We start from the raw sequence: 23,487 nt of genomic DNA, 5'->3' as shown, positions 1-23,487 counted from the left end.
CATACACTCTTATAAGTTCAAATAACGACAGACTTTAATCCATGCAAATATTGTCTACTCTCCGCTTTTATTAGCTCACAGCATTCACAACTTTTACATATAGTAAGACTACCACAAATAAAAAAGGAGAGTGACTTATACCACTCCCCTTAAAAGAACTTCCCTATAGCTACTAAAACTAATACGATTATTAAAATTGCAAATAATAATGAGACAATGAAACTAAAAATAGGTAACGCTTTCTTTTCATTTTTCTTAAATAGTAACTTTAAACTAAGAAAAATATTTACTGGTACAAGTATAAAATAAAAATATTTAACAATTTGCACCGAGCTATTCGAAAGTGTTTTTAATATAAACACTTCAATTAGAAAAACAATAAAAAATGAAATACTTAGCCAAAATGAGACGTAACTAAGCCAAGAATGTCTTTTTGTCCCCCAATACACTCCCATAATACTCTCCTTTTATTTGTATTCTATAGGTTAATAATTATACACAAAGCTAACAAATACCTCTATTTTTCGACAAATATTATACAAAATACCATTTTAAACGTCATAAAGGAAGTTTACATCTCCATTTGATTTTACATAATAAAACAGACTACCCTCTAGTGTCATAATGCTACTAGGGGTAGTCTGTTCTTTATTAAACTTTAAATCTCTCAATTAATACTTGCAACTCTTCAGCCATTTGAGATAGCGTACCCGCCGCTGATCCAATTTCCTCCATCGAAGCTAGCTGTTCTTCAGCTGAAGCCGCAACATTTTGTGTGCTTGTCGCATTATTTTGTGCTGTCATTGCAATTTGTCCTACTGAAATAGATACTTCATTTGCCCCTTTTGACATTCCATTAGCCGTTTCAACCATCGTCTTAATTTGATTAGCTATTTCATTTGTAGATTGTAAAATTTCAGCAAAATTTTGCTTCGTTTCATTTGCAATAACAAGTCCAGATTGAACTTCTTCATTTACATGATTCATTGATTTGACTGTCTTACCCATATCGTCTTGTATTTCGCCTATTAATTTACTAATTTCACTGGAAGATATGCTAGACTGCTCTGCCAATTTACGTACTTCATCTGCAACAATTGCAAAACCTCTTCCATGTTCACCAGCTCTTGCAGCTTCAATTGCCGCATTTAAAGCTAGAAGATTTGTTTGATCTGCAATGTTTTGAATTACTTCTAATATATCACCAATTTGTTTTGATTTATTATTTAATAACTGTATAACAGCATCTGATTGTGAAACCGATTCTGCAATAGACTGCATCTGGTTTACTGTTCTTCCTACTAGTTTCCCACCATCTTCTGCTTTTTCACGAGTATGAGCAGAAGCGATATTAATAGATGATGAACTATTTGCTACATGCTGAATTCCTTCCGTTACATCAAACAGTAACATAGCACCATTTTCTACACTTGTTGTTTGCGTCGTTGCCCCACTTGATATTTCATCCATTGCTGTTGTAATTTGCTCAGTTGCTTCACTCGCTTGTCTTACACTTGCAGTTAGTTCTTCTGATGCTGCTGCAACATGTCCTGCCGAAGTGTTAATCCTTCCAATTAACGTCCGTAATGAATTTGTCATCTCGTTAAAACCTTTCGCAAGTTGACCAATTTCATCATTAGAATGAATTTCAATTGTTTGCGTTAAATCCCCTTCACTTATTTCTTTAGAAGTGATAACTAATCTCTTTAAAGGCTTCGTAATTGAAAGTGTCACAAAATAAATAAGTACTCCACCTACTACTAACGAAATAAGCATAACAATTAACATATTATAAAATACAGGTTGAGCAGCTTCAATTACTTCAGTTGCGTACATCGTCCCACCAATTTTCCAACCTGTTTTTACGTTTGTAGCAAATACCATATTCTTTTCACTACCACCATAAGAATATGTAAAAGCACCATGATTATCTTCATAAATTTTCTTTGCCCAAGAATCAGCTGCTTTATCCCCTGATTTTTCTTGTGGATGAGCAATGATTTTTTGCTTTCCATCTAAAATGAAGGCATATCCTTTTTTACCAATATTGATTAACTTTGTTGTTTTTAATAAATTGTCTAAACTTAAATCTAGCGCAACAACCCCATTTTTATCTTCTGTTTGTTTTGCAATCGTTACGACAATATGTCCATTTCCTTTTGCCTTATATGGCTCGCTAACAACAATACCACCTTGTTTTGCCACTGCATCTTTATACCAAGGTCGTGTTGTTGGATCATAATCTGCTGCCATTTGTATATTTGGTTCCTGTACAAATTTCTTATCATTACCGGCAACATACACTTGTTCAACATCTATATTCAAATTGATATACTGAGATAATGTCTTTCTTAGCTCATCCTGATTATCCCCTTGATACATATTCCCTTGAATTACTCGTGCAAAGTTATTCACATCGTTAAATTTTGCTTCAATCATTTGATTGATTAAATTATCTAATATTTTTATATTATCGTTAGCACTACTCGTAATTTGTGATTCAAAATTCTTTTTAGCAGTTTGATAAGACATGCCCCCGATTATAGAAACGGCTGCAATTAAAATTACAAAGAATGAAATTAATAGCTTTTTTGCTACTTTCATATCACGAAACAAATTTAATAGTTTACCCATTATGAACCTCCTAATTTTCAAATTTAAAAGTTAAATTGAGTTAATTATGAATATTTCCCATTCCTTAATTATTATTTTCATAACCTATTATGGTGAATACTTTGTAAAGTTTAAACAATTAATTTCCCTTTGTCTATATATATGAATAATATTATTATAAAATTTACAAATAGAAAAAACCAAAGGGGCCCCTTTGGTTTTTACATTTTTTTATGTTGTTTAGAAATTTTCTTCCATTTATCACGCTCTGCTCTGGCAAGGATGGCATCTTGTTTCCTCATAAAATACGCCAGTTCTCTTTGTAATTTTTTATAGCTTTTCAAACGATCTATCGTAATAAGTCCGTTTTCAATTGCACTATACACCGCGCATCCTGGTTCATTCTCATGCTTACAATCACGGAAACGACATGTTGTCGCAAGTTCTTCAATATCAGAGAATGCTGTTTGAATCGCTTCGCTGCCTTCCCAAAGTTGCAATTCCCTCATGCCAGGCGTATCAATAACGAGAGCGCCACTAGGCAATTGGAATAATTCTCGATGCGTTGTCGTATGCCTCCCCCTACTATCCTCTTCACGTATATCTCCCGTTTTTGCTACATCAATTCCTATTAAAGCATTTAACAAAGTTGACTTTCCTACCCCTGATGATCCAACTAAAGCAATTGTTTTCCCTGAAGAAACGAATTGTTTCAACGAATCTATACCTGTATGCTCTAAACTATCAACAACGAAAATAGGAACACCAATTGCTATAGCTTCCGTTTCTACAATTTTCTCTTCCACATCATTACATATACTACTCTTTGTTAAAACAATAACTGGCATAGCGCCGCTTTCATACGCTAATAATAAATAACGTTCCATCCTTCTAACATTAAAATCATGATTAAGTGCATTCACTAAAAATAAATAATCTACATTTGCTGCTATAATCTGTTCTTCTGTTCTTGTTCCAGCCTCTTGTCTTGAGAAAGAGCTTCTTCGCTGGAAAATACGATGAATAATCGCTTTCTTTTCATCTTCTAATTTCTTTATATACACCCAATCACCAACTGCTGGATAATCGCCTTTCGTAACCGCTTCATGCCGAAACTTCCCAGACAGTTCTGCCATATATTCACCATCATTACAAATAATGCGATATATATGCTTATGCTCAAGTAAAATACGACCTACTTCATAATTTTTCTCTGTAACTTGTTCTTCAAAAAATGAATCCCAGCCGAAAGATTCTAAAATATTTTGATTCAAATAAATATCCTCCCTAGTTTGTACTAAGTGGAAGGATTGCGAATTACCTTATATAATATCGCCCTTTCCATCCACCTTTGTATTTGGTTGATTATTCATATAAGTTATTTTCGCCATAATACATCACCCCGTTCTTATTTTAATTATTCTCATTATATGGAATTCTCCTATAAAAAGCTACATTATTTTACGTAATTTTCAAATAACTTTTTTTTGAGCATTCTAATTTGTCCTCGATGACTAATTTCATCTTCTAGCACATGAAACCATAGATAGTGCTGGTTATATGCTACACCGTTAGGCCACTTTCTTTCTGACATGAGCCACTCATCACCTTGTTCACTTAAATACTTCAGAGATTCTTCTCGAACACTTTGTAGAAGTTGTACATAATATTGTATTTCATGACCACGGATTGCTCTACCCGCTTCCCCTAAATACAGTGCATCTTCCCATATTTCTAATTCTTCTTTTGTAAAGTCACGATCTTGAAATGAAATAAGCTGATGAACTTTTTCAATAGCTGCTATATGCTTTAATAAGGCGCCAATTGAATTTCCGCTGCTTTGCATAATTAAATCTAATTGCTCAACTGATAAATTTTTACTTCGCCTAATGTTACAGCTCTCGTATGCTCAAGCAGGCTTACTAATTCCCCTATTTTTTTGTATAACCATCTACACTTCTTATTCGATAATCTATATTCATATCACGCACCCCTTTCTGCATTCATATTATTGTAAAAATGATTCATATAATAGACTGAAATCTATCTAAATTTTCTGTTATAATTAATTTGAATACAAAATATACCCAAACAAACTTTCTCAATATGCTTATATGAAATATTAAAAGGAATCAATATAAAATAATCGAATCTTATTCACTAAAAGGAGTGGATTCGATGGAGATGTATCAATGGCTAACCGCTGTTCTCGTTGGTGGCATTACCGGCTTCGTTTCCCATCTAATCAATAACCAAGGTAAGTTATTGCTTCCACGCCGTTTGAAAACATTTTTTCATTTTGGATTTTTAACTGATATTTTTACTGGTAGCCTAGCCGCACTTCTTGGGCTCGTTTTATTCGATGTCACCGCAATAAAAGAAATTATAAAAGTATCCATTGTAACTGCTATTTCCGGTCAAACTTTTTTACTACATCAAGCTCTTGGTGGCGAACAGGCTAAAAATACGCAAATTGGGAAAGCTGATGAGAAGATTCAAGAAATTGACAAATTATTGCGACGTTAGTGTATACTTTCTTTTAAAATTATTGTTATAATGAGAAATAAATATTTTCTATTGCGTCGTTTGTCAGGAGAAAGGGTGTTTCGTATGACAAAAAAGAAAATAGAAGATTTCTTAACAAACTCCGAAAAAGAGGAACTGCTAGAAAACTATAAATGTTTACGAGAAGCCCGCACAAAAAGCGAAGCTAACTATTTTGGCGAAGCAGTAAACCATCTATTAAATAAAGCAAAACAACGAATTATAAAAGATGCAGGTATACATGATGAAAATGCTGCAACTGTTCAATCAAAGAGAAAAGCACTGTTTTAGCTAATGTAGCTAAAACAGTGCTTTTTATTACAATACTTTTCACATTACTTTCACATCTATTTCACAAATATAAGTAGTCCGATATGCTAAACTAAGTATATCCTTTTCCAAGGAACTATATGCCGATATATAAATCCCTATCTTTATAGGGATTTTTATTTTTTGATTCCTCATAACTTTGTTACAATACATTTCTTCTACTATCTCTATACTTTTAGTAACCACTTTAATTAAAAGCACATTCATGTATTCACACTCTTATTAATTCTGATTTGTGAAATATTTATACAAGCTTTATGATGCAATTCCTGTTTCACTATTTTCAGTAAGTTTTTCACTTTTTCTAAACAAAAATAAAGCTCCTATATATAGTAACGCAGTAAAACTACCTATAAGGATAAAATTGTGAGATATTGCAAATAACATTCCAGCTATTGCCACACCAATCATTTGACCAATGTACATAGAAGCATTTGCAAGCGCGGCTCCTGTTCCTCTTGCTACACTAGACATGTTTTGTAAGTGCCTCATCATTAATACAAACAAAATTCCTGTCACAAAAAATAAAGCAAAGAACAATAACTCCACCAATACAATGTTCTTTACATGAGGAAGTAATACATATAGCACTGCTGTAAATATAATTCCACCATAGAAAGAAAGGTTATAACCAATTTTATTTACGATTCTAGGACCAAAAATATTACCAATTAAATTTCCTAATCCTAATACGAGCATAGCTGTACCTACTTCATGAACTTGTAAGCCAAATTGAATGGAAAGCCATACACCAAAAAATGAAAATGCAGCAAAATTTCCGGTTTGAAAAACAAAGTATGCAAAATAAGAAAGTGAAACCTTTGAATCTGTAAGTAATTGTTTATAACGCTGTAAAATCGCTTTTTTATTTCCACCTATATGAACCGACTGTATTTCTGGTAATACAACATAAATAAGAATGACAAGTAGTGCTGATAATATACCAATGAAATAGAATGGAATTGTATAATGTATCGTTGCTAAATAAGCTCCCAGTGGCAGCCCTAAAATTTGAGAGATTGATACCCCTGCTGTTGCAACCCCAATTGCTTTCACAATTTGCTTCTTCTCTATAAGGAGCGGAATAGATGCCCACACTTGTGGAGATACAAAAGCTGCACTTACACCTGCTAAAAATCTAAATGTTAGCATCCATAAAAAACTCGGTGCAATTCCACAAAAAAACGTACTTATTGCAAAAAAACTCATACCTAGTACCATTACTTTTTTTCTGTTTAATCCATCTGATATAGGACCAGCCACAAGCGCAAATCCAGCATACCCTAAAGCATACGAACTCACCATCCATCCTGACAACTCAGTTGAAACATGATACACCTGTTGCAATGTCGGCAACAGTGGTGAAATTAAGAAAGTATCTGTACCGATCATAAACATTATCATAAAAAATACAGCTAGTACTCTGTTCATTTAGACCTTCTCCTTATATAAACAGAGGGTACTCTCCCTCTGTTTAACTAATCTTCTAAAATAGATTGGATTTCTTTCATGACTCTTTCATTCAATGCAACGTCTACCGCTTTCACACTTTCTCTTACCTGCTCTGCCCGCTTTCCACCAGGTATAACAGTATCAATTCCTTCTTTATTTAATAACCATGCTAACGCTAAATGAGACACTTCAATATCATTTTCTTTAGCTAGCCCTTTTAACTTATTCACTTTCTTAAAATTACTCTTATATGTATTTTTTTCAAATAGATTTACATTTTGACGCCAATCGACTTCATTCAATTTAAAATCTCCTGTATATTTTCCACCTAATATTCCAAAAGCAAGAGGCCCATATGGAATAAATGCAATACCCGCTTCTATACAATACGGCAACAGTTCTTCCTCAGCTGTACGTTCTAACATATTGTATGGAGATTGTACAACATCTATATGACCATGTTGATTCGCCTCTTTTAATTGTTCTATGTTTACGTTCGATATTCCAATTGAACGAATTTTCCCTTCTTCTTTTAAATGAGTAAGCTCTCCGATTGAATCTATGTAACTTGTTTCAGGATTTGTAAAATGTAAATAATATAAATCAATATAATCAGTCTGTAATCTTCTTAAGCTATTTTCCACAGCATTCCTTAAATAACTTGGTTCATTGTTAATATAAGTTTCTCCATTTAACAACGGTTGAATTCCACCTTTTGTAGCAAGTATAAACTCATGACGTTTTCCCTTTAATACTTCTCCTACTAATTCCTCTGATCTACCGAAACCATATGAATCTGCTGTATCAAAAAATGTAATCCCTTGCTGAATAGCTTCTTCTACTAATCGCTTTCCTTCTTCTTCATTCACATCAGCATATAAATTATGTCCCCCTACTGCATTTGTACCTAAACCCAACTTTGAAATATTTAATCCTGCCTTTTGCAATTTTGTATACTTCATTTCTTCTCCCCCTATATTTCTATTGTTCGAATATATTCGAACAATAGAAATATACCACTTTATATGTTATAGTGCAAATATCTTAACTTATACAAGTAGGTGAAATATGCGTACACTCTATCATCCAAATCGAGAAGAAATTCAATTTTCTTCTGTCTTATATGCACTTAGCGATCAAATTCGTTTACAAATTGTAAATATGTTACTAGAGAAAAATGAACAATCTTGTGGTGCTTTAAACATCCCTGTTGCAAAATCAACTTTATCTCACCATTTCAAAGTTTTACGTGAGTCAGGTGTTATGTACACGCGCCTTGAAGGAACACAACGTTTCATTTCAATTCGTGAAGAAGATTTAAATGCTAGATTCCCAGGTTTATTACAAGTTGTATTACATGCGACAGAGCCATATTAAAAAAACATCTCATATTCATATGAGATGTTTTTTTAATATGGCTATTCTTTTAATAAATCTATTAATCCATTCCCTTCAGATGTACGTTCGTACCCTAAAGGTACAGTTCTTTTAATGAGTTGTGCATATATTTCCGGCTCCGATAACTTTCGACCGTATTCTTTCTCACACTGTTTAATGAGCAAGGCGAGCGCTCCAGCAACATGCGGCGTCGCCATGGAAGTTCCACTTAACACAGCATATTTTCCTTCTGGATACGTAGATAATATTTCATCACCTGGCGCTACTAGATCAATTTCTTGATTTGAATTACTAAAACATGCAATCTTCCGCTCTAAATTAACGGCACCAACTTCAATTACCTCGGAGTACGCACCCGGAAAGTCTAGTTCCTCTGTTTCATCATCGCAATCTCCATTATTTCCAGCAGCACATACAACGAGAACATCCTGCTTTACCGCATTTTGAATTGCTTCATGTAATTCTGGCACATCTTGCGGACCACCAAGTGACATTGAAATAATTCTCACTTTCTCTTGATTCGGCCCTCTCCAATTTACAGCATAATGAATTGCCTCAATAATTTGCTCATAACTTCCAGAACCATCTCCCGCTAAAACTTTTAATACTAACATTTTAGCAAGTGGTGCAACTCCTAATACCCCGACACCATTTTCAGTCGCGGCAATCGTTCCCGCAACATGAGTACCATGTCCGTTATTATCAAGATACACATTTGGATCTGCTTCATAATCTTTTGTGAAATTTCTTCCGCCGATAATACGATCTTTTAAATCTATATGATTAGTATCACACCCTGTATCTAATACGGCAACGACTACATCTTGCCCCCTCACACTCTTTTCCCATACTTGCGGAGCGTGAATCAATTGTACACCTGGTGGAATTTCATTTACTTGTTCTACCACCTTATTTACGGTAAACGGAATCAATTGTATACCTTTTTGTTTATTCACTGTACTACTCATCGTAATCCCTCCTGAAAATGTATTATTTTCATTTCAGACCACTTTTGAATACGTGTAAATGTAACATTCGTTTTATTCTTTTTGTTTTCCTTCTTTTCAAATATTTCTCAACATCATTTACTACCTCTATAATACTTCTTTATTTTCCCTATGATTTGTAGGAAGTAACAACCCGAGTCGTTCAACTAATAACCAAAATAAGAGGACCAATTAATGGTCCTCTTACAGTCTTTTAAAAGAATGATATGTAATTTGAAAAATAATATAAATTAAGACTAAACCTCACTCTTGTTTAAAAACTTTTCTATTTCTTTTACTAAATATTCCGCTCCCTCTATACCAACTGTAATATTTCCATTTGCTAATGTAATATTCTGCCCTGAAACATCACCTGTGATTTGGCAAGCATTGTAAGGTTGATATTTTTGTAAAATGATTTTATCTGCTTCTACAAAAATTTCAAGCGGTGATTTGATTTGTATTCCCAATACATCGCGTAATTCTTTAGGGATAACAATTCGTCCTAATTCGTCTACTTTTCGAATAACTCCTGTTGCTTTCATATTTCTCCCCCCTTACTCTCTATTAATTTTTTCACCTCGCTTTTTCCATTTTATCACTTTTTGACAATACTTGCCTCTTTTTAGAAAATTTTGTACTCGAGTTAAAAAAACACATTTAATGCATACGTAATCTCTCTTTCAATTGTTTTACATAACGGGATCTTATAAGTAAGAAGTATACAACTTGAATACCTATGAAAATACTTAATACAACTGTATTTTCTTTAAACAATGAGTACTCAAACATTTGCCCTAACGCCGTTAAGGCTACTGCTCCATGTAATGTTGCAACACCAATTGGAACGAAGAATAAAAGGGCCAATCGAATTGTAACTACCTTCGATAATTCCCTACTTGTCAATCCAACTTTACGAATCATTTCGAACAAGCGAACATCATCCTCCAAATCGGAGAATAAACGGAAGTAAAGGAAACTTCCTGCGCAAACGAAAAATACTATACCAATAAAGAAACCTACAAATAAAATCGGTCCTGCAATTTGTAAACTTTGGTTTTGCTCGTACTCTTCCGCACTAAACGTTGAATATTCTTGATACGGTTTAATTTGATGCGTAAGCTCTTTACCAATTTCAATCTCATCTTTCGTTCTTTCAGTTTTATACATATAATCTTTTGTCTCTATAAACCCATCTTGTAATGAATCATATTGACTATTGGAGATTACATAAACATTTCCTCTTAATATTTTCCCCAATGAAGATGAAGTAACTTTTTTCACTTTTAAATTTTCATTCATATTAGGTAAAGTAATTTCTTTTCTTTCTTTCATCGTTGGCCCTGGTATATTAGCTGACAAAAATACAACTTCTTTATTTGCTACAGTATTAAATGGTTCTTCTGTTAACTTTGCATATTTCTTATAGTCTGATTCTTTTATAAAAATGGCGCTTCTTAACGACTGTTCCTCCGTTTTCTTTGTCGAAATATTAGTTTTTGAAGCTGCTATACTATGTTTCTTTAATCCTTTGTCAATCATTTGTATATGCTGTGATTCGTTACTATTCCCTTGCTTAGAATGGTAATAAAACGAAATCGGTCTCTCCATTATCCCTTTCGTCATGGATGCGAAGCCAACTAATGTCCCTATTGCGGAAAATGCTACAGTAGAAATAATGGTTACAATAAAGAACATTCTTGCGTTATCTCTCATGCGATACGCTAAATCTGATAACGTAATAATATTAGTCTGTGTCCAATAGAAACGTTTACTTTTTTTACATAATCGAATAATAAAGACACTCAGCTGCTTGTACAACAAATACGTCCCAATAATAACTACCGTTGTAACAGGAATCATCATAATAAATACCATTGCTCCATGTGATAGAAGAGCTCCTACATAGCCAGCACTAAGCAATACTACTGCTAATATGGAAGAAATGATTGATGCTTTCGGTTCCGGTTTCGCCTCTGCCGATCCTCTAAACAACTTCATAATCTTATTTTTACGAATCATTCCTGCACTAAACAATGATATGATCATAAATAAAATAAAAAACATAATACTCGTTACAACAATTGCTTTCATCGGTATGTAATAGGATAAGGAGATATCTAGTTTCAATATCATCGGAGCGAAAAATAGTAATACCCCTGAAAATAACATACCTGAAAGAATACCAAAAATAATTGCCCCTATTCCAATCATAATATTTTCAAAAAAGATTAGACGCTTTAATTGATATTTCGTCATACCTAACATCATTAAAATCCCTAGTTCACGCTTTCTCGTTTTTAAAAACATTCCCATCGAATATAAAATAAAGAAGAATGTAAATAAGTAAATAATAGACTGTGCAAAAGACATACTTACGAATACGTACTGACCTAATTCTCCTGCACTTAATGCCGGATGAAACGCAAAAAATGAATACACAAAAAAGGCCATAATTGCAAATGCACTACTCAAAAAATAGGCTGAGTATGTCCGTCTATTTCGGGTTACATTCCGATATGCTAGTTCTCTAATGTTCATATTACTTCTCCGCCCTTCTACTATCTATGTTTTTATATTAGTAAAGTGCGGAAATACCTTCCATCGATTCAAATGACAAAAACCTTACATTTTTGAAAGGTTTAAAAAAATTGCTTATACGTAGTACTTTATTTATAATGACTACATTCATATTCATACACACATCCTATTGTATATTCGTTAATTTTGCGAAATAATAAAGGATAGAAGTATGTACCATTATACATATAAACTTAATTACCGCTTTAATATGAATAGGAGGAAACATAATGACATTACAAGAACAGATTATGAAAGCATTACATGTTCAGCCTGTAATTGATCCAAAAATTGAAATTCGTAAACGAGTTGATTTCTTAAAGGATTATGTAAAAAAAACAGGTGCAAAAGGATTTGTACTTGGTATTAGCGGCGGACAAGACTCTACATTAGCAGGACGCTTAGCACAACTTGCAGTTGAAGAAATTCGTAACGAAGGTGGTAATGCAACGTTTATCGCCGTGCGTCTTCCTTATAAAGTACAAAAAGATGAAGATGATGCACAATTAGCATTACAATTCATTCAAGCAGATCAATCTGTTGCATTTGATATTGCTTCAACTGTTGATGCTTTTTCAAATCAATATGAAAACTTATTGGGTGAATCATTAACAGATTTCAATAAAGGTAACGTGAAAGCACGTATCCGTATGGTTACTCAATATGCAATTGGTGGACAAAAAGGGCTACTTGTTATCGGAACAGATCACGCTGCAGAAGCTGTAACAGGGTTCTTTACAAAATTCGGAGATGGTGGTGCAGATTTATTACCATTAACGGGATTAACGAAGCGTCAAGGACGTGCATTATTACAAGAGTTAGGTGCAGACGAGCGACTGTACTTAAAAATGCCAACAGCTGATTTATTAGATGAAAAACCAGGTCAAGCTGATGAAACAGAGTTAGGTATTACTTATGATCAATTAGATGATTATTTAGAAGGTAAAGCAGTTCCAGCTGACGTTGCAGAGAAAATTGAAAAACGTTACACAGTGAGTGAGCATAAAAGACAAGTACCAGCGTCAATGTTTGATGATTGGTGGAAATAAATGAAACATAAAAAAGAAGCTAATCTTCATTTAGCTTCTTTTTTATATGTTAACGATATACCCCTACTCTTTTCTCCAATAAATCTTGCAGGCAATCTTCATGTTGTTTACAAAATAACGGTGGCATGTCGTCTAACGGGAAAAACTTCAAATCCAACGTTTCATCACCATCTACTTTTTTGTCACCTCCAACTATTGAGAATGAAAAGAACATCACAATTGACTGGGCCTTGTCTCCATTTGGATATGATTGAAAATATTTTGTATACACTCCAATAAGCTCATTTATTTCTACATCATACCCGGTTTCTTCTTTTATTTCTCGGATTGCAGTTTCCGCAGCTGATTCTCCTATCTCCATTGCACCACCTGGAAATCCCCAAGCGTTAAAGTCTCCTCTTTTTTGCAGTAATACTTCTCCTTCTTTATTAAATACACAACCACCGGCAAAGTTTAAGAAAACATAATCATGTCCTACTTTTTCACGTAATTCTTTTATATAATTGGCCATTCTCTTTCCCCTTTTCATACCTCTTCTATCGCTATTTCTTATCTTTTTCAAGCAATTCAATGATTCGATCTAGCTTCTGGTTCATATTAATCACGTGGTGTTTCTTTGCAGCACTGCTTTGTAATACTCTTCTAATAAACAAAGTAAATGATATGAAAAACAAAACAATAAGTCCGATTACTAAACAAGTATATATCAATGTAAAAATATTACTTTCGAACAAGTTCATTCAGCATTCACATCCTCTCCTTTTTATTTTATCACATAATTCCCAAAATTTTAAAGTGATCGATAAATATAAAAAGAGCATCTTTTACAGATGCTCTTTCTCATTGCTTAATACGTAAATGTAATTGTCGCTAATGAATAACCCGCCAATGCACTGTAAGGCGCTACTTGATAAGACACACGCTTTGCACCTTTTGGCCAATTTATTTCATTTAATACTTTCTTTATATCTTGCATCGTCCCATCCATGGACTGCTTATATCGTACTTCTACTTTTTCTGGTTTAGCTGCAAACTGTTGCTGCAACTTTTGCTTAAATTCATTATAATTTTCTGCTCCGTATTCTGCAGATAAGTATTGTAAATTTGTTTCTTTTAACATCTGCTCATATACGACAGTTTTTGAGCTACCAGCTTTTATTTTATTTGTTAATTCACCAAAATAACTTGTAGTTGCCGCTGGATATTTGCTACGATCCCATTCATGATCTTTACTTAACTGTTCGTCAGACATATTAAAATATGAGTAAGTTGCACGCCCTGCTTTATCTGGTACTGGATCATCAAATGTAGTATCTAGGTGATACCATTTGTTTTCAATGTTCACTAAATTCCACGCGTGAGCTTGTCCATTTCCTGTGCCTGTTACAATATGATTTTGAATACCTGCCTCTTTTAACAACTCATACGTTAATAATGTATATCCTTGGCAAACGGCAGAACGATTCGCTAATGCTTCATATGCTGTATACGCTTGATAAGACGTATCATAAGACACATGCTTAACAACGTAATCGTGAATAACTTTTACTTTCTCATGCTCATCCATCCCTGGTTTTACAATTGATCCAACAATTGATTTCGCCTGAGCTTTTACATATTGAGTTTGTTCTTTTGATTCACGGTATTTTACTTGCAGTGTAAACGTATAGTCCCCTGGCATTCCTTTAATGGAATATCTAGTAGACGCTACATTATATTTTACATACTCATCAGCATCTACAATTTTATTAAACTCACCATACAATTGATCCATAATATTTCTAGCATTTCTATCTTTTGTTTTATATGTGATTGTAATATTTTCTTCTCGATTATCAATCTGTTTTTTTAATTCTTTTCTGAAATCATCTAATAACTTTACATCTGATTGTGCTGTCACTGTAGTCGGATTTGTAGCTGCATAAGATACAGATGACGCTTGTAAGCCTCCCATTACTATAGTTGAACAAAGTGCGGCAGCTGTCACATACTTACTTGTCTTTCCCATCTTGTCACTCCTTATATTCTATAACTATACGAAAAAGTATCGTATAGTTTCAGAGTATACAATACTTTTTCGTATAGGTCATATGAGATTATGCATATTAACTAATTCACATAAAAAGTTGTTCTTTTTAAAAGAACAACCTTTTTTTCATTAGCATGTTTGTAATACGCAGCATGTATTTTCAAAACGTTGATTTTTCAAATCTTCATTACTAATACAGAAATATAGCATCCCTAGTTCTCCCCAAACCATATTACAATTTTTATGATCTGAATCAATTTGGAATAAAAGAGTCATTTGCTGCGGGTCTACTCCCATATATTCTCCCGTCTCATATAACACTTCTTCTTGTACAGAGAATGGCTCACCAAACATTTGATGGTTATCGTAGTTATCCGGAATTAGCTCTTCAAGTAATTGCAAGAAACGATCTGAATCAGCCTCATCTTCAATGAAAAGTTCTGGTAATTTGTATGTCAGTTCAAAAGTAATTGCACACTGGTTATATTTCGCTTGTACTTCATTTCCTCTTCGTAATTGCTCTACAGGAACATCATAATAAAGTACACGCCCAGCCTCTGTTAGCTTCACATTTTCTTCAAAATAATTTTCAATGCAAAAGAAATACAGCATCCCCGTTTTAGGAAGATTGTGATCCATACCAACGTTTTGTAAATCACTTAAGTTAAATTGCGCGATAAATTGTAGTGGATTTCCTTTATGCTTTGGATATTCAAATAAAGCTGGTAAATCAGGAACTCCTCCCATTTTCGAACTACCTATCGCAACAGTTTCCTGCTGCTTTGGCACAACTTTTATACAAGGAAATACAGTATTAATAAGTTCCTCTTTCAAGTGTGTTAGTTCATATTTATCAATTAATACTTCAATTTTTTTATTCATAAATTCTCCTTACATTTACATACTTATTTATATCATAGTACAAAGATTATACTTCATTCTTTACAAAATCAACAAGCCTTCAAAAACGGGCTTATCCTTCGTACGCGAACAAGTTTAAAAAAGCATACTATACATTGTTCCTACAAACACGATAGTTCTTTAGTTCTTCCAGTACATTTTCCCCTCGTTCATTTTTATTTTTAATATAAGGAGGAATTCCACATGGGTTACGGATATAGTTGCGGCGGTTACGGTTACGGCGGTAGCTGTGGTGGTTGTGGTTACGGAGGTTTCGCTTTATTAATCGTTTTATTCATCCTTCTAATCATCATCGGAGCTAGCTGTTGGGGCGGCTTTGTAGGCTGCTAGTAAACTTAAAAACCATTGTAAAAAAGCACGTACAATACGTGCTTTTTTTCCATTTCCAAATCTTTTATTTGAAAGGAAGTATGTTTAATGAAGATTGATGGTGTTTTTGAAGGAGGCGGTGTGCGCGGTATTGCGCATGTTGGGGCAATTTGCGCGTTAGCCGAAAAAGGTTATGAATGGGAACGTGTAGCTGGAACATCAGCTGGTGCAATTATCGCGGCACTTTTAGCTGTAGGATATTCTTGTTCAGAGCTAAAAACCATTATAACTGATATCGATTATAACAAATTTACGAAGAAAACCTTTATTGACAAAATCCCCTTTATCGGAAAAGGACTAAGTGCATGGACTACTCTAGGTATATACTCTAATGTATTTATAGAAGAATGGATTGAAGAATTACTTCGAAAAAAAGGTGTTCATTTATTTACTGATTTACCGGATCTAAACAAACTCAAAATCATCGCTTCTGATATTAGTAATGGTAAAATGGTTGTCTTTCCTGACGACTTACCAAACTACGGATTTTTAAATTATCGCTTCTCTATCGCTAAAGCGGTAAGAATGAGTAGTACAATCCCCTTCTTCTTTGAACCCGTAAAATGGAGAACTCCAAAATGGAAGCAGCCTTGTTATATGGTTGACGGAGGAATTCTAAGTAATTATCCAATTTGGATCTTCGATTCACCTACCGCTCCTCGCTGGCCGACTTTCGGATTTCATTTTGTAAAAGATGAGATTCAAGCTGATCCCGCTCACTATAACGAGCCTATTTCCATGTTCAAAGGACTATTTAAAACAATGATGCAAGCTCATGATTTACGTCATTTAGATAAGGAGTCAAAAGCAAGAACGATTACAATTCCAACAGGAACGATTACAAGTACTAATTTTGAACTGACGAAGGAAGAAAAAGACTGGCTTTACAATTCTGGTTATAACTCTGCTAATAAATTTTTACAAGCTTGGAACTTTAGGCAATATATTGATGAATATAGAAAAGGAAATCAAGACCGAAAGACAAATCGATTTTTTCGTCAACTTGACTCATAATATTATTACTTTGCGTATAAATACGAGAACGTTTAACAACTTAATAGTAAATAAGCCTAGTAATTTCTTATATTACTAGACTTATTTACTTCCTATATAATCTCATACATTGTTTAAGGATACGTTAAGCCTTCGGCTTCTTCTGCAGTTATAACTATGTAACGATTTCCCGTTCTTAATCCTAACAGTTCTGCTTTTTCAATCGCCTCTTGCTTCGTCTCCGCATAAGTAGCTAAATATTTTTCTCCATTGATCATTTGGCAAATTACATATTGTTTCATTACTTTCTCCTCTTACTTTTTCATTAGTTGTGCAAGTTTTTTTATACCTATTTCAATTTCTTCTAACGTTGCGTATGAATACGATAGGCGCAAAAATTGATTTGCACTTCTATCATATAAAGTACCTGGGTTTAATAAAACCTTTTCTTGCAGAGCTTTATCAAATAAACTGCGATATGAAATGGGTACTTTTATATGTACCCATATATAAAATCCGCCTGTTGGCTCATGCCAAGTTGCTATTTCACGAAGATATTTATCTAACATTAGTAGCATAAAATCTCTTCGTTTTTTCAATTCACTTCTTACAAATCGCAAATGCTTATCATATAGACCATTTGTAAACCACTCTGCTGCAATTTGCTGGGATATAGTGCTTGAACCATAATCTGTTTGCATCTTTATGTCTGACAATCTTTGAATTACTGGCTCAGGTCCAACAATCCATCCAATTCTTAAACCTGGACTAATTACTTTGGACATGCTTCCAATATGTAGTACGATTCCATTTTTATCATAGGCTTTTAAAGGTTTCGAACTAGGTGCATCAAACCATAAGTCTTGATACACTGCGTCCTCTATAATAGGTAATCCAATTTCATTACATATTTCCATCACTTCTATTCGTTTCTTCGCATTCATACTAAAGTTCGTTGGATTATGAAAAGACGGGATTGTATATAAAATAGAGGCATTAAATTGCTTCTTATATTTCTTAATATATGATGTATGTAACCCGCTTTCATCCATTGGGATTCCAATTAAACGTACTCCTGCTGATTGAAAAACATTAAGCGAATATAAATAGGATGGTTTCTCTAATAAGATTGATGCCCCTTTCGAAAGAAGCCCCATAGAAATAAGTTGCAGCGCTTGAATTGCTCCTGAAACAATTAATATAGAGTCAGGAGATACATATACGCCATGCTCCTTTAAGTATTCGGAAATCTTTTCCCTTAAATAAAAATTTCCTTTCGGCTCTTCATACCCAAGCGTCACATTTGACTTTAAAAGATTATTCATAATTTCTTTCATCTTTTTCTCAGGTAAGAGACTCGGCGCGAGCTCACCTGTTCCTAACCGAATTACATGTGGGTAAAATTCAGCTTGATTAATCTCTTGAATAGCTGGGAGATTCGGATAATGAAGTCCTGTTTCTACATAAGACTGCCAATTAGGCGGGGGTGCGTAAGTTGAAACATTCTCATTATTATTTACAACAATTGTTCCTTTCCTGCCATTCCCTTCAATGTATCCCTTTGCAACTAGTTCATCGAAAGCCATTACAATTGTGCTTCGATTCACACCAAATGTATGGGCCAAATCTCTTTGTGAAGGTAATTTCGTTCCAACGGTCCATTCTCCATTAACGATCTTTTCTTTTATATACGTTTCTATTTGTTTATACAGCGGCGTCGCTAGAGACATATCCGGTTTCCAAACGAATCTTTCCATCATATCACCTTATATTCTTTTTGGTTGGTAACCTCCCCAACCATATGGATGGATACAAATTTTCATTTCTTCTATACAATATACACTATCATAATGAATTAAAATAGGAGGTAATATGATGAGTGAAGCAATTATTCATGGTATCATTCTTGCATTTGGACTTATCATTCCATTAGGTGTACAAAATGTTTTTGTCTTTAACCAAGGTGCGAGCCAACCAAACATTTGGAGGGCAGCCCCTGTAGTATTAACTGCCTCTATATGTGATACGTTACTCATATTGATTGCAGTGCAAGGTGTCTCCCTTGTACTCCTTACTTTTTCTTGGCTAACTAACTCATTATATATAATTGGATTTTTCTTTCTCCTATATATGGGCTTTGTTATTTGGAGAAGTAATCCTTCCAACGATGTAAAACAAGAAAAAAGTATGCCCTTAAAAAAGCAAATCCTTTTCGCAGCATCAGTTTCGTTATTAAATCCACATGCTATTTTAGACACAATCGGTGTAATTGGAACAAATTCTATTCAATACATAGGAAGTGAAAAATGGGCTTTCACACTTGCAACTATTATCGTTTCTTGGATTTGGTTTATAAGCTTAGCTTTAGCGGGGAAATTTCTAAAAAGACTAGACTCAACCGGAAAGACAATTTTATTATTAAATAAATTTTCTGGCCTCATCATATGGGGTGTCGCACTTTATATGTTAAAACAAGTTATTTATTCTTAATGAACGAAAGAGAATTGCATGTTTCTCAAAACATCATGCAATTCTCTTACAAATTATGAAGTAGGTTCCGGTTTCTGTTTTACCGCCTTTGCATCCTTTGCTGGTTTAATCCAAATGATTGCTATGACAGCACCAATGGCAGCGAAAATACTTGTCAAATAAAACACTTCATGGTCCGCCCCTTTCATGAAAAAAGAATATAAAGGTGGTCCAGCTGCTACACCGATAAATCGCATTGAACTGTAAAATGACGTAACCGTTCCCCTTTGCTCCTTTTCAATTCCTTGTGTAATGAGGGCATCTAAACATGGGAGTGCCATACCAATCCCTATCCCCATAATAACGAGACAAAGAAGTAGTAAATAAATCCCTTTTATAAATAAAGGAATGATGACTGATGCAGCTGCCATTAAAAAACCAATATAAATACACTTCTTCATAACATTTTGATTATCTCCAATTTTTTTACCGGCCATATATGAACTAAGTGACAGTACAAGTAACGGAATAGCAAGCACACACCCTTTCCATATACCATGAATGTCATACTTTGATTCCAGTATAGTCGACAAATAAAAGAGAATTCCGAATAAAATAAGCATAATAATTGCACCTAATGCAAAAATGGCAATTAACCATCTTCCTTTTTCTCGAAACGTAGACAGAATAGATTTTATAAACTCTTTAAGTGGTGGGACTTCTCCTTCTTGTTTCTTTGCCTTTACTAGAACAAGTAATAAAACAATTGATACTACGCATAAAATTGGAATCGCCCAAAATGGTAAGAACCATACAACGGCAGCAAGAGCAGACCCTAAAATAGGGCTCAGTACTTTCCCAAATGTATTGGATGTTTCTATGATTCCTAAACCTGTACTAACTTGTTTTTCGTCTTTGTATAAATCACCAACACACGGTATAACAACTGGCATTGCACCAGCAGCACCAATACCTTGAATCGCTCTACCAATCAATATCCAATTGTAGGGATTATCAACTTTCCAAGATACCCAACCAGTTATCGCTCCTCCTATAGCTGCAATCAGCAAACTCGGAACCATTACCATCTTTCGTCCCCATCTATCTGATAAATAACCAGCAATCGGTATAAGTAGAATAGCTACGATAGAGTAAATTGTAATAATCATGGATACTTGAAACGATGAAATATGTAATTTCTTTTCAATAGTCGGCAGAATTGGGATGAGCATTGAATTCCCTAATGTCATAACAAGTGGAACTGATGCAAGCGCAATTAAACAACAGTTTTCTTTTTTTAACATGTTGGCTTCGAAACCTTTCATCATATATTTCTTACCATATAATAGCCCCGCTGGAACGTAACTTTTCATTCCACCAGGGCTATTACATCTTTACTACTTCCCATTCACAACAAAAGAAATTGGGGAAATTATAGTATTATTCCTATTCTTTGAATCCAGTTCACAATATATCCATACCAATTAATTGAAAAAAAAAGAAAGGAAGAATCCTTCCTTTCTCCTATAACCTTCTACAATTAGCGAGTATATCCGCCACCAAGTTGTTGTTCTGCCATCGCTACAAGGCGTTTTGTAATTTCACCGCCTACAGAACCGTTTGCACGTGAAGAAGTATCAGCGCCAAGTTGTACACCAAACTCTTGTGCAATTTCATATTTCATTTGATCTAAAGCTGCTTGTGCTCCATGTGATGCTAATTGATTAGAATTACGATTTCTAGCCATTACCAATCACCTCCTTATTTATATATAAATTGTGTTAAATTCAAATTAAAATACATGGAAATTTTTGGTTATTTTTTACCATAAAAAAAGAGCCTCTAAAACGAGACTCTCACATCATTTCACATTACGAAGTTACTACTTCTAATTTTCTATTTATTAATACTTTCATTTCTTCTTTTAATATCTCTTTTGAATTATGTCCAAACCATTCTAAGGAAGCAAAAAGATCCGTACCTCTCACTTCCTGAATAATCTCATCATAATTTACAATACCTTCAAATAACGGAACCATACCAATACGACTTCCTGCTGCAGCATATACATTGTTAGGTTCAAACACATGCAAATAATCCGCTGAAGATATATTCTTAAAATGGTAATGTAGTGTCCACGGCTTTAATCGATGGAAACTGTCTATTGGATCTGCGCCAGACTCCCATATATGAAGAAAATCAAGATTTATTTTTAAATTCGGATGATTTACTTCTTCTAATAGTTCTATAGTAGAAGGCAATGTGTCCGTTAGTGTATTGGGATGTGTTTCTAACAGCACATACATATTGTGCTGAGCAAACACATCACAAATCTTACGTATTCGCTTCACATACTCTTTTCTCCCTTGTTCCGAGAAGTCCTTGCTCCCTTTTTGCCCAGCAAACGTGCGAATTTTATTCGTATTAAACCAATTAGCTAGTACTACAAGTTGTTCACTTTTCTCTATCGTTTTTTCAAAATCTGCTGATAATGATATATCTAAGTAATCACTTATCATCGTAATTTCTAAGTTTTTATCCTTTAGAAAAGTCAATTCTCGTTCTGTCGTTTCGCGTTCTTGTATATACAAATTTTGTGCATGAGTCCCCCACAATTCAATTCCTTCAAAACCGTTTTCATATGCAAATTGAACAATATCAGTAAATGAAATTAATTGATGACGAAATGAAATGGTACATAGCGAATATTTCATAGCATTAAACTCCCCTATCTTAAATTCAGTTAGCTTATTAAAAAGTTGCGACAGACTGATTTGTTTTCATACCTTTCCATGATAGAAACTGTCTCTCTAATTCCTTCTTAATTTGCAGTTCAATTGCATTCATTTCATCCAGTTTTTCAATAATCGATACTAGCATACCTTTATTATTCGTCATTGCCATTTTAATTGCACGATACTGTACATTTGTAAATCCTTGTACAATATCCTCTACCCGATCACACCAATAATCAAATTCTTGCTCCGAATATTGCAACGTTTCACGGAAGTATGCAAAGGCATGCTCATAACTATATTTACGAATTGCAAGTACTGGTATTTGTTTTACTGCTGCTACAAGTCCAGAAAGCGCATATCCTTCTTCCTCATTTGCCATTTTTACAATTAAATTTTTCAGCTCCATAGTCAGTTCATTGTCGTTCTTTTTGAATGTTTTTGTGAAATAACTAGCTACTGTTTCTTGCGTTGGCTCCCCAATTCCTTCTATATCAATAAAATACCCTCCACCAAATGGGTTATCTTGAATAGAGTGAAGTACTTTTTCTCTTTCCATATTTCCTTCCCAACGAAAATCAGGATCTAGCATGAACCACTCTTCTTCTTTCTCTGTTTTTGATATCATTAAATAATGTGGAAACGGTTTTTGATGAAATTTATTTTCCCTCTCTGGTAATAGAGACATATCAACCATTACAATGACATAACGATTTTCCGGCTTGTTTTCTACTAATTCTAAAAACGTTTCTACATTGCTATCTTTATCTTTTGCATGATCATACCATTCGTTTACTTTAATACCGTACAATTTTTCAAACCAAAGTAAATAATGATCATGGTTAATGTTTTCAGAGTGATATGAAATAATTCCGCCTTCTGTTATATCAAAATCTCCATCCCATAGTCCAAAATAAAATGGACGAAAATCAATGTCGCTACGCCTTTTTATAATTTCACAAAAACAACTCACTAAACAGTGCACTTTAATTGAAGTCATACTCTCATCCACTTTCCTA

At 34.0% G+C, this 23,487-nt stretch carries 26 protein-coding genes and 2 pseudogenes; 7 read left to right on the top strand and 21 right to left on the bottom strand.

From position 1 onward, the window contains the following. Positions 1-149: 149 nt before the first annotated feature. The 5 genes and pseudogenes from ACTFRY_RS14045 to ACTFRY_RS14025 all read right to left on the bottom strand — a co-directional run bounded on the left by ACTFRY_RS14045 (position 150) and on the right by ACTFRY_RS14025 (position 4,595). Positions 150-455, bottom strand: coding sequence for a hypothetical protein (locus ACTFRY_RS14045; RefSeq protein WP_098616387.1), 306 nt, complete (start codon positions 453-455; stop codon positions 150-152). 196 nt (positions 456-651) lie between these two features. Beyond that, positions 652-1,470 carry a methyl-accepting chemotaxis protein gene (locus ACTFRY_RS14040; protein WP_408732993.1) on the bottom strand — a complete coding sequence of 273 codons (819 nt, stop codon included), beginning with the start codon at positions 1,468-1,470 and terminating at the stop codon, positions 652-654. A gap of 123 nt (positions 1,471-1,593) precedes the next feature. Further along, positions 1,594-2,532: pseudogene (locus ACTFRY_RS14035) on the bottom strand (HAMP domain-containing protein); the annotation flags it as partial. A 302-nt stretch (positions 2,533-2,834) separates the two neighbouring features. Then, positions 2,835-3,887 (bottom strand): ribosome small subunit-dependent GTPase A, encoded by a 1,053-nt coding sequence (gene rsgA, locus ACTFRY_RS14030; protein WP_001073077.1) that lies wholly within the window; start codon positions 3,885-3,887, stop codon positions 2,835-2,837. Positions 3,888-4,069: 182 nt separating this feature from the next. Next, a pseudogene (locus ACTFRY_RS14025) lies at positions 4,070-4,595 on the bottom strand (DinB family protein). A 196-nt stretch (positions 4,596-4,791) separates the two neighbouring features. Between ACTFRY_RS14025 and ACTFRY_RS14020 the strand changes: the two are divergent. Both ACTFRY_RS14020 and ACTFRY_RS14015 read left to right on the top strand, forming a co-directional pair. Then, on the top strand, positions 4,792-5,139 hold the full coding sequence (locus tag ACTFRY_RS14020) for a DUF4257 domain-containing protein (RefSeq protein WP_000426317.1): 348 nt from the start codon (positions 4,792-4,794) through the stop codon (positions 5,137-5,139). An 84-nt stretch (positions 5,140-5,223) separates the two neighbouring features. Next, on the top strand, positions 5,224-5,448 hold the full coding sequence (locus tag ACTFRY_RS14015; protein ID WP_000162602.1) for a hypothetical protein: 225 nt from the start codon (positions 5,224-5,226) through the stop codon (positions 5,446-5,448). Positions 5,449-5,487: 39 nt separating this feature from the next. Here the strand turns inward: ACTFRY_RS14015 and ACTFRY_RS14010 are convergent, their stop codons facing one another. The 3 genes from ACTFRY_RS14010 to ACTFRY_RS14000 are packed head-to-tail and all read right to left on the bottom strand — an operon-like array spanning position 5,488 to position 7,901. Beyond that, positions 5,488-5,694: a hypothetical protein gene (locus ACTFRY_RS14010; RefSeq protein WP_001101741.1), complete on the bottom strand. Its 207-nt coding sequence runs from the start codon at positions 5,692-5,694 to the stop codon at positions 5,488-5,490. A gap of 48 nt (positions 5,695-5,742) precedes the next feature. Beyond that, positions 5,743-6,918, bottom strand: coding sequence for an MFS transporter (locus ACTFRY_RS14005; RefSeq protein ID WP_098616388.1), 1,176 nt, complete (start codon positions 6,916-6,918; stop codon positions 5,743-5,745). A gap of 47 nt (positions 6,919-6,965) precedes the next feature. Continuing rightward, positions 6,966-7,901, bottom strand: coding sequence for an aldo/keto reductase (locus tag ACTFRY_RS14000; protein ID WP_098595337.1), 936 nt, complete (start codon positions 7,899-7,901; stop codon positions 6,966-6,968). A 106-nt stretch (positions 7,902-8,007) separates the two neighbouring features. Here ACTFRY_RS14000 and ACTFRY_RS13995 point away from each other — a divergent pair, with 106 nt between their 5' ends. Further along, positions 8,008-8,316: an ArsR/SmtB family transcription factor gene (locus ACTFRY_RS13995; protein ID WP_001259906.1), complete on the top strand. Its 309-nt coding sequence runs from the start codon at positions 8,008-8,010 to the stop codon at positions 8,314-8,316. Positions 8,317-8,357: 41 nt separating this feature from the next. On the opposite strand, the gene ACTFRY_RS13990 is transcribed toward ACTFRY_RS13995, so the two are convergent. From ACTFRY_RS13990 to ACTFRY_RS13980, 3 genes are all read right to left on the bottom strand, one after another. Continuing rightward, complete coding sequence (locus ACTFRY_RS13990) at positions 8,358-9,305, bottom strand: serine protease (RefSeq protein WP_098616389.1); 948 nt, start codon at positions 9,303-9,305, stop codon at positions 8,358-8,360. 275 nt (positions 9,306-9,580) lie between these two features. Beyond that, positions 9,581-9,868: an AbrB/MazE/SpoVT family DNA-binding domain-containing protein gene (locus ACTFRY_RS13985; protein WP_000648325.1), complete on the bottom strand. Its 288-nt coding sequence runs from the start codon at positions 9,866-9,868 to the stop codon at positions 9,581-9,583. A 115-nt stretch (positions 9,869-9,983) separates the two neighbouring features. Continuing rightward, positions 9,984-11,864 (bottom strand): ABC transporter permease, encoded by a 1,881-nt coding sequence (locus ACTFRY_RS13980; RefSeq protein WP_098616390.1) that lies wholly within the window; start codon positions 11,862-11,864, stop codon positions 9,984-9,986. 269 nt (positions 11,865-12,133) lie between these two features. Here ACTFRY_RS13980 and nadE point away from each other — a divergent pair, with 269 nt between their 5' ends. Then, positions 12,134-12,952, top strand: coding sequence for an ammonia-dependent NAD(+) synthetase (nadE, locus tag ACTFRY_RS13975; protein WP_000174891.1), 819 nt, complete (start codon positions 12,134-12,136; stop codon positions 12,950-12,952). Positions 12,953-13,001: 49 nt separating this feature from the next. Here nadE and ACTFRY_RS13970 read toward each other — a convergent pair whose 3' ends face one another. From ACTFRY_RS13970 to ACTFRY_RS13955, 4 genes are all read right to left on the bottom strand, one after another. Then, complete coding sequence (locus ACTFRY_RS13970) at positions 13,002-13,463, bottom strand: NUDIX hydrolase (protein WP_000024999.1); 462 nt, start codon at positions 13,461-13,463, stop codon at positions 13,002-13,004. Between the two features lie 31 nt (positions 13,464-13,494). Further along, positions 13,495-13,692: a DUF4083 domain-containing protein gene (locus ACTFRY_RS13965; protein ID WP_001048102.1), complete on the bottom strand. Its 198-nt coding sequence runs from the start codon at positions 13,690-13,692 to the stop codon at positions 13,495-13,497. A 107-nt stretch (positions 13,693-13,799) separates the two neighbouring features. Further along, positions 13,800-14,960 carry a transglutaminase domain-containing protein gene (locus ACTFRY_RS13960; RefSeq protein ID WP_098616391.1) on the bottom strand — a complete coding sequence of 387 codons (1,161 nt, stop codon included), beginning with the start codon at positions 14,958-14,960 and terminating at the stop codon, positions 13,800-13,802. A 150-nt stretch (positions 14,961-15,110) separates the two neighbouring features. Next, entirely contained in the window at positions 15,111-15,863 is a 753-nt protein-coding gene (locus ACTFRY_RS13955; RefSeq protein WP_001034836.1) for a YwqG family protein, read from the bottom strand. A gap of 222 nt (positions 15,864-16,085) precedes the next feature. Between ACTFRY_RS13955 and ACTFRY_RS13950 the strand changes: the two genes are divergently transcribed. Continuing rightward, a complete protein-coding gene (locus ACTFRY_RS13950; protein WP_000540425.1) occupies positions 16,086-16,232 on the top strand; it encodes a YjcZ family sporulation protein in 147 nt (48 codons plus the stop codon). An 87-nt stretch (positions 16,233-16,319) separates the two neighbouring features. Further along, positions 16,320-17,285 (top strand): patatin-like phospholipase family protein, encoded by a 966-nt coding sequence (locus ACTFRY_RS13945; RefSeq protein ID WP_098616392.1) that lies wholly within the window; start codon positions 16,320-16,322, stop codon positions 17,283-17,285. A 113-nt stretch (positions 17,286-17,398) separates the two neighbouring features. Here the strand turns inward: ACTFRY_RS13945 and ACTFRY_RS13940 are convergent, their stop codons facing one another. Beyond that, on the bottom strand, positions 17,399-17,566 hold the full coding sequence (locus ACTFRY_RS13940) for a DUF3933 family protein (protein ID WP_098616393.1): 168 nt from the start codon (positions 17,564-17,566) through the stop codon (positions 17,399-17,401). Positions 17,567-17,578: 12 nt separating this feature from the next. After that, positions 17,579-19,021, bottom strand: a complete 1,443-nt coding sequence (gene pdxR, locus ACTFRY_RS13935; protein ID WP_098616394.1) for a MocR-like pyridoxine biosynthesis transcription factor PdxR — start codon at positions 19,019-19,021, stop codon at positions 17,579-17,581. A gap of 118 nt (positions 19,022-19,139) precedes the next feature. On the opposite strand from pdxR, the gene ACTFRY_RS13930 reads away from it, so the two are divergent. After that, positions 19,140-19,754, top strand: coding sequence for a LysE/ArgO family amino acid transporter (locus ACTFRY_RS13930; protein WP_001287303.1), 615 nt, complete (start codon positions 19,140-19,142; stop codon positions 19,752-19,754). Between the two features lie 53 nt (positions 19,755-19,807). On the opposite strand, the gene ACTFRY_RS13925 is transcribed toward ACTFRY_RS13930, so the two are convergent. The 4 genes from ACTFRY_RS13925 to ACTFRY_RS13910 form a co-directional block, all read right to left on the bottom strand. After that, the gene (locus tag ACTFRY_RS13925; RefSeq protein WP_033667350.1) at positions 19,808-21,037 is read right to left on the bottom strand and encodes an MFS transporter; all 1,230 of its coding nucleotides are present in this window, start codon (positions 21,035-21,037) and stop codon (positions 19,808-19,810) included. Between the two features lie 236 nt (positions 21,038-21,273). After that, entirely contained in the window at positions 21,274-21,480 is a 207-nt protein-coding gene (locus ACTFRY_RS13920; protein WP_000113545.1) for an alpha/beta-type small acid-soluble spore protein, read from the bottom strand. Between the two features lie 124 nt (positions 21,481-21,604). After that, the gene (locus ACTFRY_RS13915; protein WP_098616395.1) at positions 21,605-22,447 is read right to left on the bottom strand and encodes a sugar phosphate isomerase/epimerase family protein; all 843 of its coding nucleotides are present in this window, start codon (positions 22,445-22,447) and stop codon (positions 21,605-21,607) included. Positions 22,448-22,484: 37 nt separating this feature from the next. Beyond that, entirely contained in the window at positions 22,485-23,468 is a 984-nt protein-coding gene (locus ACTFRY_RS13910; RefSeq protein ID WP_000200706.1) for a DUF6005 family protein, read from the bottom strand. Positions 23,469-23,487: the final 19 nt, after the last annotated feature.

The sequence above is a fragment of the Bacillus cereus group sp. MYBK195-1 genome, assembly GCF_051916605.1.
GTDB classification, from domain to species: domain Bacteria; phylum Bacillota; class Bacilli; order Bacillales; family Bacillaceae_G; genus Bacillus_A; species Bacillus_A cereus.
This window is presented reverse-complemented; position numbering and strand designations above follow the sequence as displayed.